Annotated in this window: 15 protein-coding genes and 1 tRNA gene; 11 read left to right on the top strand and 5 right to left on the bottom strand. The window is 44.2% G+C overall.

The genetic code is table 11. From position 1 onward, the window contains the following. Positions 1–25: 25 nt before the first annotated feature. Positions 26–841, bottom strand: a complete 816-nt coding sequence (locus tag AB6E30_RS00460) for an alpha/beta fold hydrolase (RefSeq protein ID WP_372102381.1) — start codon at positions 839–841, stop codon at positions 26–28. Positions 842–947: 106 nt separating this feature from the next. Continuing rightward, positions 948–1964, bottom strand: coding sequence for a tRNA (adenosine(37)-N6)-threonylcarbamoyltransferase complex transferase subunit TsaD (gene tsaD / locus AB6E30_RS00455; protein WP_372102379.1), 1017 nt, complete (start codon positions 1962–1964; stop codon positions 948–950). A gap of 258 nt (positions 1965–2222) precedes the next feature. Here tsaD and rpsU point away from each other — a divergent pair, with 258 nt between their 5' ends. From rpsU to AB6E30_RS00425, 6 genes are all read left to right on the top strand, one after another. Continuing rightward, a complete protein-coding gene (rpsU, locus tag AB6E30_RS00450) occupies positions 2223–2438 on the top strand; it encodes a 30S ribosomal protein S21 (protein WP_004396009.1) in 216 nt (71 codons plus the stop codon). Between the two features lie 25 nt (positions 2439–2463). Then, on the top strand, positions 2464–2907 hold the full coding sequence (locus AB6E30_RS00445) for a GatB/YqeY domain-containing protein (RefSeq protein WP_017069475.1): 444 nt from the start codon (positions 2464–2466) through the stop codon (positions 2905–2907). Positions 2908–3026: 119 nt separating this feature from the next. Continuing rightward, on the top strand, positions 3027–4778 hold the full coding sequence (gene dnaG / locus AB6E30_RS00440; protein WP_017069474.1) for a DNA primase: 1752 nt from the start codon (positions 3027–3029) through the stop codon (positions 4776–4778). Between the two features lie 99 nt (positions 4779–4877). Further along, on the top strand, positions 4878–6722 hold the full coding sequence (rpoD, locus tag AB6E30_RS00435; protein ID WP_017061407.1) for an RNA polymerase sigma factor RpoD: 1845 nt from the start codon (positions 4878–4880) through the stop codon (positions 6720–6722). A gap of 163 nt (positions 6723–6885) precedes the next feature. Next, positions 6886–6961: transfer RNA gene (locus tag AB6E30_RS00430), tRNA-Ile, on the top strand. 1029 nt (positions 6962–7990) lie between these two features. After that, positions 7991–8329 (top strand): hypothetical protein, encoded by a 339-nt coding sequence (locus AB6E30_RS00425; RefSeq protein ID WP_372058888.1) that lies wholly within the window; start codon positions 7991–7993, stop codon positions 8327–8329. 262 nt (positions 8330–8591) lie between these two features. Here AB6E30_RS00425 and AB6E30_RS00420 read toward each other — a convergent pair whose 3' ends face one another. Next, on the bottom strand, positions 8592–9002 hold the full coding sequence (locus AB6E30_RS00420; protein ID WP_372058130.1) for a hypothetical protein: 411 nt from the start codon (positions 9000–9002) through the stop codon (positions 8592–8594). A 66-nt stretch (positions 9003–9068) separates the two neighbouring features. Between AB6E30_RS00420 and AB6E30_RS00415 the strand changes: the two genes are divergently transcribed. From AB6E30_RS00415 to AB6E30_RS00400, 4 genes are all read left to right on the top strand, one after another. Continuing rightward, positions 9069–9431, top strand: a complete 363-nt coding sequence (locus AB6E30_RS00415) for a hypothetical protein (RefSeq protein WP_372058129.1) — start codon at positions 9069–9071, stop codon at positions 9429–9431. A gap of 9 nt (positions 9432–9440) precedes the next feature. After that, positions 9441–10631: a tyrosine-type recombinase/integrase gene (locus tag AB6E30_RS00410; RefSeq protein WP_372102377.1), complete on the top strand. Its 1191-nt coding sequence runs from the start codon at positions 9441–9443 to the stop codon at positions 10629–10631. A 131-nt stretch (positions 10632–10762) separates the two neighbouring features. Further along, complete coding sequence (locus AB6E30_RS00405) at positions 10763–11755, top strand: hypothetical protein (protein WP_372102375.1); 993 nt, start codon at positions 10763–10765, stop codon at positions 11753–11755. A 671-nt stretch (positions 11756–12426) separates the two neighbouring features. Further along, entirely contained in the window at positions 12427–13695 is a 1269-nt protein-coding gene (locus tag AB6E30_RS00400; protein WP_017061406.1) for an O-acetylhomoserine aminocarboxypropyltransferase/cysteine synthase family protein, read from the top strand. Positions 13696–13797: 102 nt separating this feature from the next. On the opposite strand, the gene glmS is transcribed toward AB6E30_RS00400, so the two are convergent. Together glmS and AB6E30_RS00390 are read right to left on the bottom strand one after the other, a co-directional pair. Next, positions 13798–15630, bottom strand: coding sequence for a glutamine--fructose-6-phosphate transaminase (isomerizing) (glmS, locus tag AB6E30_RS00395; RefSeq protein WP_017061405.1), 1833 nt, complete (start codon positions 15628–15630; stop codon positions 13798–13800). 107 nt (positions 15631–15737) lie between these two features. Continuing rightward, on the bottom strand, positions 15738–16508 hold the full coding sequence (locus AB6E30_RS00390) for a DeoR/GlpR family DNA-binding transcription regulator (protein WP_017061404.1): 771 nt from the start codon (positions 16506–16508) through the stop codon (positions 15738–15740). Between the two features lie 429 nt (positions 16509–16937). On the opposite strand from AB6E30_RS00390, the gene pykF reads away from it, so the two are divergent. Further along, positions 16938–18350 (top strand): pyruvate kinase PykF, encoded by a 1413-nt coding sequence (gene pykF, locus AB6E30_RS00385; protein WP_017061403.1) that lies wholly within the window; start codon positions 16938–16940, stop codon positions 18348–18350. Positions 18351–18485 lie beyond the last annotated feature (135 nt).

Here is an 18485-nt window from a genome sequence, read left to right as displayed (position 1 = left end):
AACCATAATATTCAGTATTTAAAGCTTATAGCAGATGTTTATCTAAAAACGTCTTCAGCATTGTGTTCACAAACTCTGGTTGCTCTAACGAGCTAATATGACCTGCGCCAGGAATCACCACTAATTCACTGCCCGTAATGCAATCGTGCATTAGGTATGACTCAAGTACCGGACGTGGTTTATCTTCTTGTCCTACAGCAATCAAAACAGGCAGAGCAAAGTTCTCTACCGATTCAATCATATCGCGACGTCCAAACACCATTCGACCAATTCGTGCCACTTCTTCAGCGTTGTCGCCCTCAAGAGCTGATAACTGCTGAGTAAAACCTTCAACTAAAGCTGGCGTGTTGGTTTGCGTATCATTAGCGAAGAACAGTGGAACAACCGCTTCAACAATTGGCTGAGGAACCGTCTTGGTTTGAGTGATGGTATCTAATATGCTGAAGTACTTTGCGTGAGCAACTTCTGGTTCTAAACCCACAAAAGTATCCATTAGAACCAAAGACTTAATACGTGCAGGTGCAAGTTCCGCTAACTCAGTCCCCCACATACCGCCAACCGATAAGCCAACCACTGAGAATTCTTCGATCTCTAAATGATCAAGCAGAGCCAAAACGTGCTGAGCGTAATCTTTCAAGTTACGCATCGAAGTGGGTGCTGCTTGAGATTCACCATGAGACCAAAGCTCTGGAACAATACAGCGATACTGAGTTTTTAACGCTTCGATCTGTGGCTTCCACATTGCACTATCCCAAAGATAACTGTGGCCGAGTACAACAACAGGGCCTTGACCTTCATCTAGGTACGCCATCGATTGATTGTCTACTGTGAACTTGTTCATTTTCTTCCCTAATCTCTATCAGCAATTATTTATCGACATACAGTCGGTAAGCTAGGATATAAAAACGGCCGCACAAGGCGACCGTTTATCGAAACACTATAGTCAATTACGCAATTGGCTCTAGCTGGTCAATAGGCCAACGCGGTGTGGCATGAACAGACAAATCAGCCGTTTCGCCATTCTTTAGGCGCTGCATGCCCGCATAAGCGATCATCGCACCGTTATCTGTACAGAACTCAGTGCGTGGGTAGTACACCTCACCACCGACTTTCTTAGCAAGCGCCTCAAGCTCAACGCGCAGTTGTTTGTTGGCACTTACACCGCCAGCAATAACTATACGTTTCATGCCCGTTTCAACCAAGGCACGCTTGCACTTGATTACTAAGGTTGCACAAACGGCTTCTTGAAACGCGTAAGAAATATCAGCACGAGTTTGGTCATCATTATCGTTATCACGAATGGTATTCGCTGCGAACGTCTTCAGACCAGAAAAGCTCATATCTAAACCCGGACGATCGGTCATTGGACGCGGGAACTTAAAACGACCCGGAGTGCCTTTTTCCGCCAAACGAGATAGCAGTGGACCACCAGGGTAATCTAAGCCCATCAGTTTCGCGGTTTTATCAAACGCTTCACCCGCCGCATCATCAATCGATTCACCAAGGATTCGGTATTCACCAATACCTTTCACTTCTACCATCATGGTATGGCCGCCAGAAACCAGCAGAGCCACAAATGGGAATGGTGGTGGGTTATCTTCTAGCATTGGCGCAAGAAGGTGACCTTCCATATGGTGAACAGGCACTGCAGGCACTCCCCACGCATAAGCAATACTGCGACCAATCGTTGCACCAACCAGCAGTGCACCCACTAAACCAGGGCCAGCCGTGTAAGCCACACCATCAATGTCTTTCGACGTTAGGTTCGCTTCAGCTAATGCCGCTTTAATAAGAGGAATTGTTTTTTTCACGTGGTCACGTGAAGCTAGCTCAGGTACCACACCACCGTAATCGGCGTGCAGCTTTACTTGGCTATATAATTGATGAGAAAGCAGCCCTTGCTCATCATCATAAATCGCGATTCCTGTTTCATCACAAGAGGTTTCAATACCAATAATGCGCATAATTTTCTCGGCACGCTTTCGTCTAAAATGGGAAATTAGCGCAATATTACCCTGCCTAAGCTCTTCAAACAAATATTGTACAGACTATAATCGACAAAGTGCTTTACAAAGCCACTGTGATCGGATTAAAATTCCGCACCATTTTTGATCAAGCTGGTTAATGGCCAAACGCGAATAGAGAGTTAGCTCGATGGGTAACTTCTCTGATTTGGTACTGAGTAGCCAGCGATAATGAATAACCCCTGAGGTGAAAGGCATATGCCAATAGTTAAAGTACGTGAAAACGAACCGTTCGACGTTGCACTACGTCGTTTCAAGCGCTCTTGTGAAAAAGCAGGTATCCTTTCTGAAGTTCGCCGTCGCGAGCACTACGAAAAGCCAACTACAGTTCGCAAACGCGCTAAAGCAGCAGCTCAAAAGCGTCACGCTAAGAAGCTAGCTCGCGAAAACGCACGTCGCGTTCGCCTGTACTAATAACTTAATCCATAAGGACTGAGTTATGGCTCTTATTGAACAACTCAAAGAAGAGCAAAAATTAGCGATGAAAGCCAAGGACAAACCGCGCCTTGGCACTATCCGCTTAGCTCTTTCAGCAATTAAGCAACGTGAAGTTGACGAACGGATCACTCTGAACGACGACGACATTCTTGCTGTATTAGTTAAAATGGTTAAGCAACGTCGCGATTCTGTTGCTCAATATGAATCAGCAAATCGTCAAGATCTTGCTGACGTGGAAAAAGCAGAAATTACGGTACTTGAAGGCTTTATGCCTCAACCGCTAACTGATGAAGAAGTTATTGCACTACTTGATAGCGCAATCGCCGAAGCTCAACCAGCGGGCATGCAAGACATGGGTAAAGTAATGGCTATCTTGAAACCACAAATTCAAGGGCGTGCAGATATGGGGAAAGTTAGTGGTTTAGTTCGTTCTAAACTCGCTTAATCCCAAATCAAATTGCAACAAGCCGTGCAATCCTTCGGAACGCACGGCTTGTTTGTATCTGTAACCTATTCAAACTATTATTATCCACACTCTCAGTTAGTGCATTTTTCTAAGGTTTTATGGCAGGACACATCCCGCGTAGTTTCATCGATGATCTCCTAGCGCGTCTCGACATTGTCGACATTGTGGACGCACGCGTGAAACTTAAGAAAAAAGGCAAAAACTATGGTGCTTGTTGCCCATTCCACAACGAAAAGACCCCTTCTTTTAGCGTAAGCCAAGAAAAACAGTTTTATCACTGCTTTGGTTGTGGCGTACACGGTAATGCTATCGACTTCATTATGGAGTTCGAACGTCTCGATTTTGTTGAAGCTATTGAAGAGCTAGCCTCTTTCTTAGGGCTCGATGTTCCCAGAGAACAGCGCAGCGGCGAGATATCAACAGCACCAAGAGCCAACAGCGAACAAAAACGTAACCTCTACGATTTGATGGGCGGCATCAGTAATTTTTACCGCTCTCAACTGAAAATTTCAGCCAACAAACCTGCGATTGATTACCTAAAGAATCGTGGCCTTTCTGGCGAGATTGTCCAGAAGTTTGGTATTGGTTATGTAGCCGATGAGTGGGACTTAGTTCGTAAGAACTTTGGCCAACAGAAAGAAGCCCAAGACATGCTCGTGACTGGCGGCATGCTAATTGAGAACGATAAAGGTAACCGATACGACCGATTCCGTGGACGCGTAATGTTCCCGATTCGCGATCGTCGTGGCCGTGTGATTGGTTTTGGTGGTCGTGTATTAGAAGACGGCACACCAAAATACCTCAACTCACCAGAAACGCCTATCTTCCATAAAGGTAAAGAGCTTTACGGCCTTTATGAAGTGCTGCAAGCCTACCGTGAACCGCCGCAAATACTTGTGGTTGAAGGTTACATGGATGTCGTGGCACTCGCGCAATATGGTGTCGATTACTCAGTAGCATCACTGGGCACCTCGACAACCGGCGACCATGTTCAAATGTTGTTCCGTCAAACCAGCACTGTGGTTTGTTGTTACGATGGTGACCGAGCAGGTAAAGAGGCCGCATGGCGCGCACTAGAAAACGCACTTGAGTACCTGAAAACCGGTAACACGCTTAAGTTTCTGTTCTTGCCCGACGGTGAAGACCCAGACAGCTATATTAGAGAGCATGGCAAAGCCGCTTTTGAACAACTGGTCCACAATGCGACGCCGCTTTCGACCTATTTGTTCGATAACCTGATTGAAATACACAAGTTAAACTTGGGAACAACCGAAGGAAAATCGGCACTGCGTGCACACGCCAGCGCCTTGATTAACAAAATTCCAGACAGTTACTTCCAAGAATTACTCGAAAAACTGCTCGATGAGCGAACTGGATTTGATAATCAATTGCGACGTGCGCGTGTTCATACACAGAACCCGACACCTCAACCGCATAAAGAGCTGAAACGCACTCCAATGCGTGAAGTTATCGCTTTGCTTATCCAAAATCCGAGCTATGCTGATATGGTACCGGATTTATCAAGTGTCAAAGGCTTACAATTGCCTGGGCTAAGTTTATTCGTCGAAGTACTTGATAAATGCCACGCGCATCCCCATATCAACACAGGCCAATTATTAGAGCATTGGCGACACAATAAACATGAGGCTCTTCTGTCTCGTCTCGCGAGCTGGGAAATCCCCCTCGACGAAGACAATCAAGAAGACATATTTTTAGACTCATTGGACAACATACTTGCCCAGTGCGTTGAAAAACAAATTGAAAACCTGCAGGCCAAAGCAAGAAGCGTCGGTTTATCAGCCGAAGAAAAAAGGGAGCTACTAGCTTTAATGCTAGATCTAAAAGCGTAACCCTGTTTGATTAGTCAGCATTTAATAAATTTGTTAACATAATTGGTTTGCATTTGAGAATGCAACGTCCTTCACCAGACCTGAAGTTGGATATCATCTATGGATCAAAATCCGCAGTCACAGCTTAAATTACTTGTTATTAAAGGCAAGGAACAAGGCTATCTGACCTACGCCGAAGTAAACGACCACCTACCTGCAGAAATCGTGGATTCTGAACAGGTAGAAGACATCATTCAAATGATCAACGACATGGGTATCAAGGTAGTTGAAACTGCACCTGATGCTGATGATCTAGCACTTAATGATGACGATGCCAATATAGATGAAGATGCAGCCGAAGCTGCAGCTGCTGCGCTTTCAAGCGTAGAAAGCGAGATTGGCCGTACTACTGACCCAGTTCGTATGTACATGCGTGAAATGGGTACGGTTGAACTACTGACTCGTGAAGGCGAAATCGACATTGCGAAACGTATTGAAGATGGTATCAATACAGTTCAACTATCGGTTGCTGAGTACCCAGGCACTATTCCATACATCTTGGAACAGTTTGACCGCGTACAAGCAGAAGAGATTCGCTTAACAGACCTAATCAATGGCTTTGTTGACCCAGACGACGATGGCACAGCTGCGCCAACGGCGACTCACATCGGTTCAGAACTTGCTGAAACTGATCTGGAAGACGAAGACAAAGAAGACGCTGAAGACGACGAGGAAGAGGAAGAAGAAGATACAGGTATCGATCCTGAGCTTGCTCTTGAGAAGTTCACAGCGCTTCGTACTAGCTACCAGAACCGTCAGCTAGCGATCAACGAGTACGGCCATGAAAGCCCGAAAGCAACGCTTGCAACGACAATGATGCAAGACGTATTCAAAGAGTTCCGTCTAACACCAAAACAGTTTGATTACCTAGTAAACGAACTGCGTAACTCTATGGATCGCGTACGTACTCAAGAACGCCTAATCATGCGTCAAACGGTTGAGTACGGCAAAATGCCGAAGAAATCTTTCATTGCTCTATTTACTGGTAACGAATCTAGCGAAGCATGGTTGGATGAAGTTCTTGCTTCAGACAAGCCATACGCAGAAAAGATCAAACGTAACGAGCACGACATCCGTCGCTCTATCCAAAAACTGGATATGATCGAACGTGAAACGTCTCTTACTGTTCAAAGCATCAAAGATATCAGCCGTCGTATGTCTATCGGTGAAGCGAAAGCTCGTCGTGCGAAGAAAGAGATGGTTGAAGCGAACTTACGTCTAGTAATCTCGATTGCTAAGAAGTACACAAACCGTGGTCTACAATTCCTGGATCTAATCCAAGAAGGTAACATCGGTCTGATGAAAGCGGTAGATAAGTTTGAATACCGTCGTGGTTATAAGTTCTCTACTTACGCTACTTGGTGGATCCGTCAAGCAATCACTCGTTCGATTGCCGACCAAGCTCGTACTATCCGTATTCCGGTTCACATGATCGAAACGATCAACAAACTAAACCGTATCTCTCGTCAAATGCTACAAGAGATGGGTCGTGAACCACTTCCGGAAGAGCTAGCTGAACGCATGCAAATGCCTGAAGACAAGATCCGTAAAGTACTGAAAATCGCTAAAGAGCCAATCTCAATGGAGACACCAATCGGTGACGACGAAGATTCGCACCTAGGTGATTTCATCGAGGATACAACGCTAGAACTACCTTTAGACTCTGCAACGGCAACAAGCCTACGCGGTGCAACTAAAGACGTTCTTGCTGGCCTAACTCCTCGTGAAGCTAAAGTACTGCGTATGCGTTTCGGTATCGACATGAACACTGACCACACTCTTGAAGAAGTGGGCAAGCAGTTCGACGTAACTCGTGAACGTATCCGTCAGATCGAAGCAAAAGCACTGCGTAAACTTCGTCACCCAAGCCGCTCAGAAACTCTGCGTAGCTTCCTAGACGAGTAATCACACACTTTAGTGCGGTTAGCTTTTAAGCATAAATAAGAAAAGGTGAGCGTTGGCTCACCTTTTTTTTATCCGTGTGATTTAAGTGGCTAAGATGTAAGCGGAATTGCCCCTTATAGTGTCTAGACACCACTGAATGCTTCCCCTATAATCTATGCCCTACGGCCCCTTAGCTCAGTGGTTAGAGCGCACGACTCATAATCGTTCGGTCCCCAGTTCAAATCTGGGAGGGGCCACCAAATTCCGATAAGGCTCATGAAGAAATTCATGGGCCTTTATCTTTTCTAGTCCTTTCCATATCCGGTCTTCAATTACTTCCTGTAAGCACGATTCCATTAGCTCCACTGAAAGATTCCACGTTGTTCCCCCACACTTACATTTACCAATCCCATTCGTTACTCGCGAACAACACCCACTCTAGTCTGTACGCCCAACACCCTGAGCAATGACATACCACTCAACACCCCAGAAAAACTCACCGACTACCCTAACAATAATATAACCAACATCCGTTCCCTTTAGCTCAAGTTAATAATATATAGATGAGTTAGAGACCTAAGAGCCAGAGAAGTACCCACCAGTGATTCCAGAACAACAGAGAAGCCACTACGGGAACAGATAGGATTGAATCAAGACCAATTGCCATGGACGGTAATTGGTCGCTTCCATCGTAAGCTAAGAACACCAACGTAATGGCCTCAGCACTCTAGCCACTAGAATCAGACGAAAGAGCAAGGACTGGTATTCATACTGGAATCGGGGATGCCAACGCGAGAATCAACTACAGAGCGAATCCGATACCAATAGAGCACCAGAACCCCACGGCTAGAACCAGAGAGAAACCTAATTAGAATCACATCTACCGTCAGCATCGTCGAGGTTGTCACCACCGTCGCTACAGTCAGCGATGTCGTCACCGTCAGCACCGTCACGAAAAAGATAAAACTTAGAGAAATGAATCTGACCGCCGCCACCGTCACGGCAAAATCAGAAACTAAATTACCCTAGAATTGAATCGAAAGACCGGACTAGGACCGGACCGACGACGCCGTCAACAAAACCTAGGGAAAGTAATTACTGAAGAAGTCAGGTAGAGAAAGGGCTAGAGAGAGATTACAGGGCCAGTCTAGAGAGACCGACCCAGCGACTTAGGATTTTAGGATGGTTAGTGGGGGTGATGGTAGATATGTGACTTTGGGTGTTGAAATGCATATGAAGAGGAGTAATGTATAGGTTTACAGTATTGATGAATAGTATGGGGATGTTCGATGAGCGATGGAAGTGATTCTGATTATTTAGCTGAAAATGGATATAGCTTTTTAGTCGACGGAAATATCCCCAAAGGTTGGGGGGAAGGAGTATCCCAAAAAAGCCCATCAATCACGCATGAGAAAGTCATTTTCGATGAAAATGATTACTCTTCGCAAGAGATCCATTTAGAAGCTTCTCTCGAAGAACCTCAACTGTGCTTCTCCTTTTCAACCGCAGCTATGTTAGGTAAGCATTACGCAGCGACAATTAAATTAACGCAAATTACACATGGCAATGAGATTTGGATCGATGCTTGGATTGTATCTCCAAGTAAGAAATATAATCAAAAATCATAACCTTCTTGCCCCTTTAGAAATTGCTGAACAAATCAAACAAAGTTATCCTGATTTATTAAGTAATAAATTAATAGAACTCGGATATACAGGGAAAGGTTCTGTGAGATTTTTTATAGATAGCGCGTTCTACAATAATAAATCTTTATCACTGAAGGGCTATCAATTATTAGTAGAAGTACTAGATGATCACGATATTGATTAGTAAAAAAAAGTAAGGATGCTACATATGGCACCCTTAAATTAATTGGCATTGAAAAATAAGTTAGTGATAACTTTCCACTTCATACTCCTCTCTTTTGAAAGTTGGCTCGACCCTAACAGAACTAACCCACATTCCAAAATCAACCCATAATCGCATGTAGTATATTTCGTTTGATTTATATTCTTGGGTAGTAGCTCTGCGTATGAGTAGTGGTATTTCACCGTACACTTCATGAATGCCAGGTTTCACTGATAGCTTTAATGGCTTTTCTGAAGTAACAAGACCAACGGGTTGGCGATCTATGTAGAGTGAGAAATCATCAACCATTCCCTGTTCATGGAAGATAATGATAGTAGCTTCATCCTCTTTCAATAAGGAAGAATCCAACGGCACTGTTATCAATGAACTAGAGCTACACCCATTAATCACAGCTGCAAGTATAAAAATCAAAAAGGGTCGTATGATATCCATTTACCGTATCTACCGATTAATCAAGAGCATATTAATTTCATGATACCAATAATCATGGAGTTTAATATGATCAAGGTTGCAACTTTAGAAACCCTCTCAACCCTTCCAATCACTACTACCCTACAAGAACAAGTCAAAGCCATACTCACCGAACCATTCCACGATGAAACTGAAACCCAGCAGGCATGGGACGAACTGCAATGTGAACTTTGGTTCCTTACTTCAATTACTGACCTAAGCGCTGTCGTTGTCGACGATATTGAACTGCTGAAACGAGCTCTAACCTATATCGAATTCGAAGATGAACTAGATTACGGAGCTTCTATATCCCTAAGCATTGTCGAGGATAACGGCAAGGGTATTTACCTATTGATGCCTAAGACACTCCGTACTGAATTACACCAGCATTTCTCAATCTCTGATGAGTAAGGGGGACTGATGCAATCTCGTAAATTCAAATTCAATAAACGCCAACTTGATTCATTACCGCCGACGCCGTCGACAAGTCGAAGCAAAGAAACAGAGTATACGGATGAGCTCTGTAGCGGCCTGAAAATAATTATCAACAGACAAGGGAGACGCAGATTCCTATTCAGGTACACCTATTTTGGCAAAAAAAAATCGTTACAAATTGGCGAATATCCAGCGCTAGATATCAATACCGCTAGGCAGATAGCTAATGACCACAAGCGAGAGATAGCTCTGGGTAATGACCCTAAGGCTATGAGGGATGAAAAATCCAATGTACTAACCTTCTTCGAGTTTGCGGAAGAACACTACTTACCCTATGCCCGAATGAACAAACTCACTGCTAAGAATGATATTGGTAACTTAAAGCTTCATTTCTACCCCAAATGGGGCAAGAAAAGTATCACCGATATCAGCCAACAAGACATTCAAAAGCTACTCGATGGGGTCCTAGAAACAAGGAAACCATCAACAGTGAATAGATTACGTTCCTTAGCCCTTAGAATGTTCAGATTAGCGATGGAGTGGGGATTCGTGGACAAGAATCCGGGGCAGTACATAAGGAAGCTTAAGGAGAATAATTTAAGAAACAGATTCCTGAACCGCAAAGAAGTTTCATCTTTCATCAAGGCATGCAACGAGGAACCCAATCGTACTCAAGGCAACGCCTTAAAATTCGCCCTGCTTACCGGAATGAGAATTGGTGAAATTACTAACTCTAAGTGGGACTGTCTTACCGTCGACGACGACGGCAATTGGAGCCTATTCCTACCCCACACAAAATCGGGCTTATCGAGAACAGTTCTGCTAAATAATTTAGCTAAGGAGGTGATAAATGACCAACGACGATTTCAGATACGTAAGAACCCCTATATCTTTGCCGGAGATGCACCCGGTAGACCTATCGCACATCCAAAGAAGGCATTCGCTCGAATTAAGAAAGCAGCTGGCATCTACGATGATTTCCGCATACACGACCTCAGACACTCTTTCGCTTCGATTCTCATAAACAGCGGTAACGCTACGCTCTATGATGTTCAGCATTTATTGGGGCATCAGAGCCCTCAAACTTCGACTAGGTATGCTCATTTGGCTAGCTCAAGGTTGAGAGAGGTTAGTGCTAATGTGGCAGAGTTGGTGGGAGATGTGAGTCAGAATTAAACATTAGAGACAACCAGAAGAGGTCTGGTTGTCTGCATTCTTGTGCCTTGATAATATTAATTAATCCATACGAATGACGGTTATGATAAGCTTGTAGTTGAATATAGTTTAATACTTAGACGAGGAAGTAAATGAAAAATAACCTATTTATTTTAATACCTACAATCTTGCTCTCTGCTTGCCAGACGACTGGGACCGTAATGCAGAATGAAAACGAACAATTAAGTTTTGATTCGAGCCCCCAATCTAGTTCATCAAACTCATTCACAAAAATAGATGAAAGCAATTGTAATGCAGAAGCTTATGCGAGAATTGAAGGCCCTGAATTTTCATATACAGGGGAAGATAAATACATCAAGCTTTATTTTAGCGTGGCATCTGATTCTTCAAATTATAAATATAAAGAGTCTGCTTACGCTCCCCTTATCGGCGCGAAATTTAAATTCACAGGTGTACTAGCCCCAAAAGAGTTTTCCTCGCAAAACCCATACAAAAAAGTACTGACAGTTGATGGTAGTCCCGTCGAATTTGAGTCAAATATAAAGAGTGCGGTTGTTACAGATTCTTGCCACGCCTATTGGTTTAGTGGCCATGTTAATTATAGTTCGATCACTGGAGAATATAGTGGTGTGTTTGAGAAATCAGATAAAACAAAAGTAACAGCAAACGATTTTAAGTTTGTTTATGGTCTTGATAATGTGAAACCATATAAGGCCATGGCCAAGTTTGAAATTGATAAATTTGCGAAAACAGCAATAATCACGACGGAGTATCAAGACTCTCTGATGCTACGAACTTGGAGTGATAGTGCACTTACTAAAAAACCTACAGAAATTCAAATATATACTGAGATTTCACTTTTTGACTGGGCCCACTTCGACAGAGCCATTAGCGATGATGGAGAACATAGAGAAGTTATTAGAATTGACACTGACGTTAGAAACTGTGGTGGCTCTCTAGGTTGTCAGGTATACGAGACGGTTGGCATTTCTGTGCCATTGGATTATGTTAAAAAGAATAAAGAAGGCTTTGAAGTTCAGGTATATGGGCAACAAAAGAAAATCATCAAAATTCCTAAATATCAGATTACACCAATGCTAGAAGCTATAGAGCAAATCAAATAAAGCCTCTCCCCTCATCACCCCAACTACACACCTAAAATCCTAAGTCGCTGGGTCGGTCTCTCTAGACTGGCCCTGTAATCTCTCTCTAGCCCTTGCTCTACCTGACTTCTTCAGTAATTACTCTCCCTAGGTTTTGTTGACGGCGTCGTCGGTCCGGTCCTAGTCCGGTCCTAGTCCGGTCTTTTGAGTCAATTCTAGGGTTGATAGAGTTAGGGGAGTTGCCGAACGGATTCATCATCTATTTCAGAACCAACCTCAGTAACCCTGTTAACCCTTCCAACTCCGACATCCCCATCAACCCCATCAACCTCGTCGTCGACGTCAGAGAAATCATGCGGATAATCAGGTGATGTGATTTTGCTGGTGGATTTCAGAGTGATTCGGGGCAGGGTTACTATGTTGATTACAGGGCTGAAGCTTGGCTCATAATCGTTCGGTCCCCAGTTCAAATCTGGGAGGGGCCACCAAATTAGAAAAGCCAGAACAGTTCACGCTGCTCTGGCTTTTTGCTTTTCTGATTCAGTACCAATCACACCCTGCACTTCCGAACCAAAAACGAATCGTCCCGCACACAATTCCAATTGCCTCTCTGTGACTAAACATACTTTTCTTTTATAAAAAAATCGGCAATATGAGAGTACATAAATCGCTCAATAGTTCAGGGAAGACTCATGAAAGACGAAACACTCTCGATTCACTTCGGTTACGACACTGATCCAACAACCAAATCGGTTGCCACTCCAATCTACCAAACCGTCGCGTACGAATTCGATGACGCACAACACGGCGCCGACCTCTTCAACCTTGCGGTGCCAGGCAATATCTACACTCGCATAATGAACCCAACCAATGATGTGTTAGAAAAACGCATGGCCGCCTTAGAAGGAGGTATCGCAGGCTTAGTGGTAAGTGCGGGCAGTGCTGCGATCAACTATGCGATTCAGACGTTGGCGCAAATCGGTGACAACATTGTTTCAACACCTCAGCTTTACGGTGGTACTTACACCCTATTTGCTCATATGCTGCCAAACCAAGGGATCGAAGTTCGTTTTGCTAAAGACGATAAACCAGAAAGCTTAGCGGCACTGATTGACGAAAAAACCAAGGCGGTTTACTGCGAAAGTATCGGTAACCCAGCAGGTAATATTATCGACTTAGAGCGTGTTGCTGAACTTGCTCACGCACAAGGTGTACCTGTGATTGTTGATAACACGGTGGCGACGCCTGTACTGTGTAAACCTATCGATTTTGGTGCTGACATCGTGGTGCACTCACTAACTAAATACGTGGGTGGTCACGGTACAACGTTAGGTGGCGTGATTGTCGACTCAGGTAAATTCCCATGGGCACAGCACAAGGACCGCTTCCCTGTGTTTAATCAGCCAGAGCCTTCTTATCATGGCGTGGTTTATACCGAGGCCTTTGGTGAGGCTGCGTTTATTGGTCGTGCTAGAACGGTTCCCCTACGTAATACAGGTGCAGCACTGTCACCAATGAATGCTTTCATGTTGATGCAAGGTTTGGAGACGTTGTCGCTACGCATGGAGCGACACACAGAGAATGCCTTGAAAGTAGCGGAATACCTCAAGCAACACGAGAAAGTCAGTTGGGTAAGTTACGCTGGCCTGCCTGATTCAGAATTCTATCCACTCGCTGAAAAGTACATGCAAGGTAAGCCATCGGCCATTCTATCTTTTGGTTTAAAAGACGGTTATGAAGCCGGTGTTCGCTTCTATGATGCACTGCAAATCTTCAAGCGCTTAGTTAACATTGGCGATGCGAAATCTCTCGCTTGTCACCCAGCTTCGACGACACACCGTCAACTAAGCGAAGCTGAACAGAAACAAGCCGGTGTATCACCGGAGATGATTCGCCTATCAGTAGGTATCGAGCACATTGACGATATCTTGGCTGACCTAGAGCAAGCACTGAGCGCTTAATGACGCTACAGCTAGCTCTAACACTGATCGTTAACTAACAGACATAAAAAAGCCCATCACAGGATGGGCTTCTTATTATCTATATCTTAGGTAAGCTGTCGATTACTCAACTGTTACCGCTTTCGCTAGGTTACGAGGTTGGTCAACGTCGGTACCTTTTATTAGTGCGACATGGTAAGACAGCAGCTGCATCGGTACTGTGTAGTAGATAGGCGCTGTTACTTCACTTACGTGAGGCATCTTGATGATCTTCATGTTCTCATCGCTTTCAAAGCCCGCATCTTCATCAGCGAATACGTAAAGTAGACCGCCACGAGCACGCACTTCTTCAACGTTCGATTTCAGCTTCTCTAGCAAGTCGTTGCTTGGTGCAATAACGACTACAGGCATATCTGCATCGATAAGAGCCAAAGGACCGTGCTTAAGCTCACCAGCTGCGTATGCTTCTGCGTGGATGTAAGAGATCTCTTTCAGTTTAAGAGACGCTTCCATCGCGATTGGGTAGAACTCACCACGACCCAAGAACAGTGTGTGATGCTTATCAGCAAAATCAGGTGCCAGTGCTTCAATTTCTTTATCGAACGCTAATGCTTTCTCGATATCAGCAGGCAGTTGGTGAAGTGCTTGAACGATTTCCGCTTCTTTTTCTTCATTGATACGACCTTGTAGACGACCAATTGACGTTACCATCATCAGCATCGCTGCTAGTTGAGTTGTGAAAGCTTTAGTAGAAGCAACACCGATCTCTGTTCCTGCGCGAGTCATGAAGGCAAAATCAGATTCACGAACCAGTGAAGAACCCGCAACGTTACAGATAGTCATTGCAGACATATAACCCTTCTCTTTTGCAAGACGAAGTGCAGCAAGCGTATCCGCCGTTTCACCAGATTGAGACAGAGTCACCAATAGGCTGTTCGGACGAACAACGAAATCACGGTAACGGAATTCAGAAGCAATCTCTACGTCACAGCTTACGCCAGCTAGAGATTCAAACCAGTAACGCGCTGCCATGCCTGAGTTGTAAGACGTACCACATGCGATGATCTGCACGTGTTCAACCTTGCTTAGGATCTCTTCAGCTTTAACGCCGATCGCGTTAGTGATAACCGAAGTGTCAGAGATACGGCCTTCCATTGTATTGATCAGCGCTGTTGGCTGCTCGAAGATCTCTTTCTGCATGAAGTGGCGGTATTGACCTTTGTCGCCTGCGTCGTGTTCAGCGTTTGACTCAACGATTTCACGCTCAACACGCTCACCCGCTACATCAAATACCGTAACATCACGACGAGTTACCTCAGCAACATCACCTTCTTCTAGGTACATGAAGCGACGAGTTACGCTCAGTAGCGCCAGTTGATCAGAAGCAAGGAAGTTCTCGCCGACACCAAAACCGATAACGATCGGGCTACCAGAACGAGCTACAACGATACGGCTAGGATCTTTACGATCAACCGCAACCGTGCCGTACGCACCGTCTAATTGTTTTGCTGTTTTCTGTAGCGCTTCAACCAAAGAAGCTGAAGTGCGAAGTTCCCACTCAACTAAGTGAGCAATAACTTCTGTATCCGTTTGTGAAGTAAATACGTAACCACGCTCTTGCAGCATAGCGCGCAGTGCTTCGTGGTTTTCGATAATGCCATTGTGTACAACGGCAATATCACCAGACATGTGTGGGTGTGCGTTCGCTTCAGACGGCTCACCGTGTGTCGCCCAACGTGTATGAGCGATACCTGTACCACCAATCACTTGTTGCTCTTCTACTGCGTCAGCTAGCTCTTGTACTTTACCTAGGCGGCGTACACGAGTTAGGTTAGATTCAGTATCGACGACAGCGACACCAGCTGAATCGTAGCCACGGTATTCTAGACGACGAAGGCCTTCTACTAAAATTTCAGCTACATCACGCTGTGCTACTGCACCAACAATTCCACACATAGTTTCACTCCATCAATTTTGTTTTATTCCTATTGGCAGCAAGCAAAGGCCAAATCTTCATTAAGATCAATTATAGGAAGGTAAATGCATAATACTTAAATTTGTTTTTACGCTGGATCGGTCAGGATCACTCGAACATCATGTGATTCGATACTTGCTTTGGATTCTTCGCCTAAGTCTGTATCGGTAATTAAGATGTCAATGTGTTCCCATGCCAGCTCTAAGTTCGGGATCTTTCGTCCCACCTTTTCCGACTCAACCATCACGATCACTTCTCGTGACACTTCAGCCATTACTTTGCTCAGGCCAACCAGTTCGTTAAACGTGGTTGTGCCTCTATCGAGGTCGATACCATCAGCCCCAATAAATAGTTGGTCAAAATCGTAAGCACGAAGTACCGACTCTGCAACTTTGCCTTGGAAAGAGTCCGAATGGGTATCCCAAGTGCCGCCAGTCATTAATAACGTCGGCTCGCTTTCAAGCTCATTAAGCGCATTAGCAACGTGCAATGAGTTGGTCATAACAACCAAGCCACGCTTAGCATTAAGCTGCTGAATTAGAGCACCGGTCGTACTGCCACTATCGATCACGATGCGGTTATGGTCGCGAATTAAATCTGCAGCGGCTTTTGCCAATGAAATCTTTCGAGTCGAAACTTGTTGACCCAGCTCTTCGTTGACAACCTCTTTCGGTAACGAAATCGCACCACCATAACGGCGTAAAAGCTGACCGTTTTTCTCTAAAGACGCCAAGTCCTTTCTAATAGTGACTTCTGAGGTTTCGAACTTAGCGGATAATTCATCAACACTAACCTCCCCTTTTTCATTCACTAGGTTAGAAATTGCATGTCTTCTGAGTTGGGTGTTTCGTTTCGACATTTAAAAAAGGCCACTAAGTTTCGATGTGAAACATATTATAGTTACAACGAAACTATTTAGTCCATTTATTTTGATCCAAAAAATTAATAAATAGCGATAAAACCTTGTCCTAAGACAATTGTTAAGCAGTGATATTGAACTCATTAGGTGGTAGAATCCGCACCCGAAAAGAAAAAAAATTACAAAACTGACTGTTATTTTTTTGCAACTTACCCCCTATATAGTGGGGTAAGTCACAGAAAACCGATATTGAATCAAAATCTTTTAGTCATAAAATGACTAAAATTGATGAAAGACTTACAACTCTGAAGGACATATTGGAAGTCCCGCGCTTTTACACAACAGGCACAAAATGTTGATGTAGCGGACCAATCTTCAGAACTTAAATAAATTTCAAATTGTAACAATACTTACCGGAGAGTACCTTCCATGAAAAAGACCAAAATCGTATGTACGATTGGCCCTAAAACTGAATCTGTAGAGAAGCTAACTGAACTAGTAGATGCTGGCATGAACGTTATGCGTCTTAACTTCTCTCACGGTGATTTCGCAGAGCACGGCACTCGTATCGCGAACTTCCGTAAAGTAATGGAAAACAAAGGTGAGCAACTTGCTATCCTTCTAGATACTAAAGGTCCAGAAATCCGTACTATCAAACTTGAAGATGGTAACGACGTAGATCTAGTAGCTGGTCAAGAGTTCACTTTCACAACTGACGCAACAGTTGTTGGTAACAAAGACGTAGTAGCAGTAACTTACCTAGGTTTCGCTAAAGACCTAACAGCAGGTAACACTATCCTTGTTGATGACGGCCTAATCGAAATGGAAGTTATCGCAACAACAGAAACTGAAGTTAAGTGTAAAGTTCTTAACAACGGTGCTCTAGGCGAAAACAAAGGTGTTAACCTTCCTGGCGTTTCTGTTCAACTTCCTGCTCTTTCTGAGAAAGACAAAGCTGACCTTAAGTTTGGTTGTGAGCAAGGCGTAGATTTCGTTGCTGCTTCTTTCATCCGTAAAGAAGAAGACGTTAAAGAAATCCGTGAGCTTCTAAACGCTAACGGCGGCGAGAACATCCACATCATTTCTAAGATTGAAAACCAAGAAGGTGTAGATAACTTCGATTCAATCCTTGAAGCTTCTGACGGCATCATGGTTGCTCGTGGTGACCTAGGTGTTGAAATCCCAGCTGAAGAAGTAATCTTCGCTCAGAAGATGATGATCGAGAAGTGTAACCGTGCACGTAAGATGGTTATCACTGCAACTCAAATGCTTGACTCTATGATCAGCAACCCACGTCCAACTCGTGCTGAAGCGGGTGACGTTGCGAACGCAATCATGGATGGTACTGATGCAGTAATGCTTTCTGGTGAAACTGCTAAAGGTAAGTACCCAGTTGAAGCTGTTACTATCATGGCTCAAATCGCGAACCGTACTGATTCAGCTCTTAAAGCTGAGCTAGGTTCTCGTCTAGACAGCCCACGTCTACGCATCACTGAAGCAGTATGTAAAGGCGCTGTAGACACAGCAGAGAAGCTAGCTGCTCCTCTAATCGTTGTTGCAACTGAAGGCGGTAAATCTGCACGTTCAGTACGTAAGTACTTCCCAACTGCAAACATCCTAGCTCTAACAACTAACGAAAAGACAGCTGCACAGCTAGTTCTTACTAAAGGTGTTAAGCCAGTTCTTGTTGACTCTATCGAGAACACAGACGCGTTCTACATCAACGGTAAAGAAATCGCTCTACAATCTGGCCTAGGTAACAAAGGCGACATCGTAGTTATGGTTTCTGGTGCTCTAGTAGCTTCTGGTACTACAAACACGGCATCTGTTCACGTTCTATAAGAATGAACCGATTCGCATAAAATATAAAAGAGGGCTTCGGCCCTCTTTTTTTATGAAACAAAATCTTGCCTAACTTTTCAGTACGCTGTATTATCAATCACAATAGAACTACGTACTGTTAACCTCCAACTGACT

Origin of the sequence: Vibrio sp. 10N.247.311.12, from assembly GCF_041467515.1 — a bacterium.
Classification (GTDB): Bacteria; Pseudomonadota; Gammaproteobacteria; order Enterobacterales; family Vibrionaceae; genus Vibrio; species Vibrio crassostreae_C.
The sequence above is the reverse complement of the archived record's forward strand: the minus strand, read 5'-3'. Positions and strand labels throughout refer to the sequence as shown.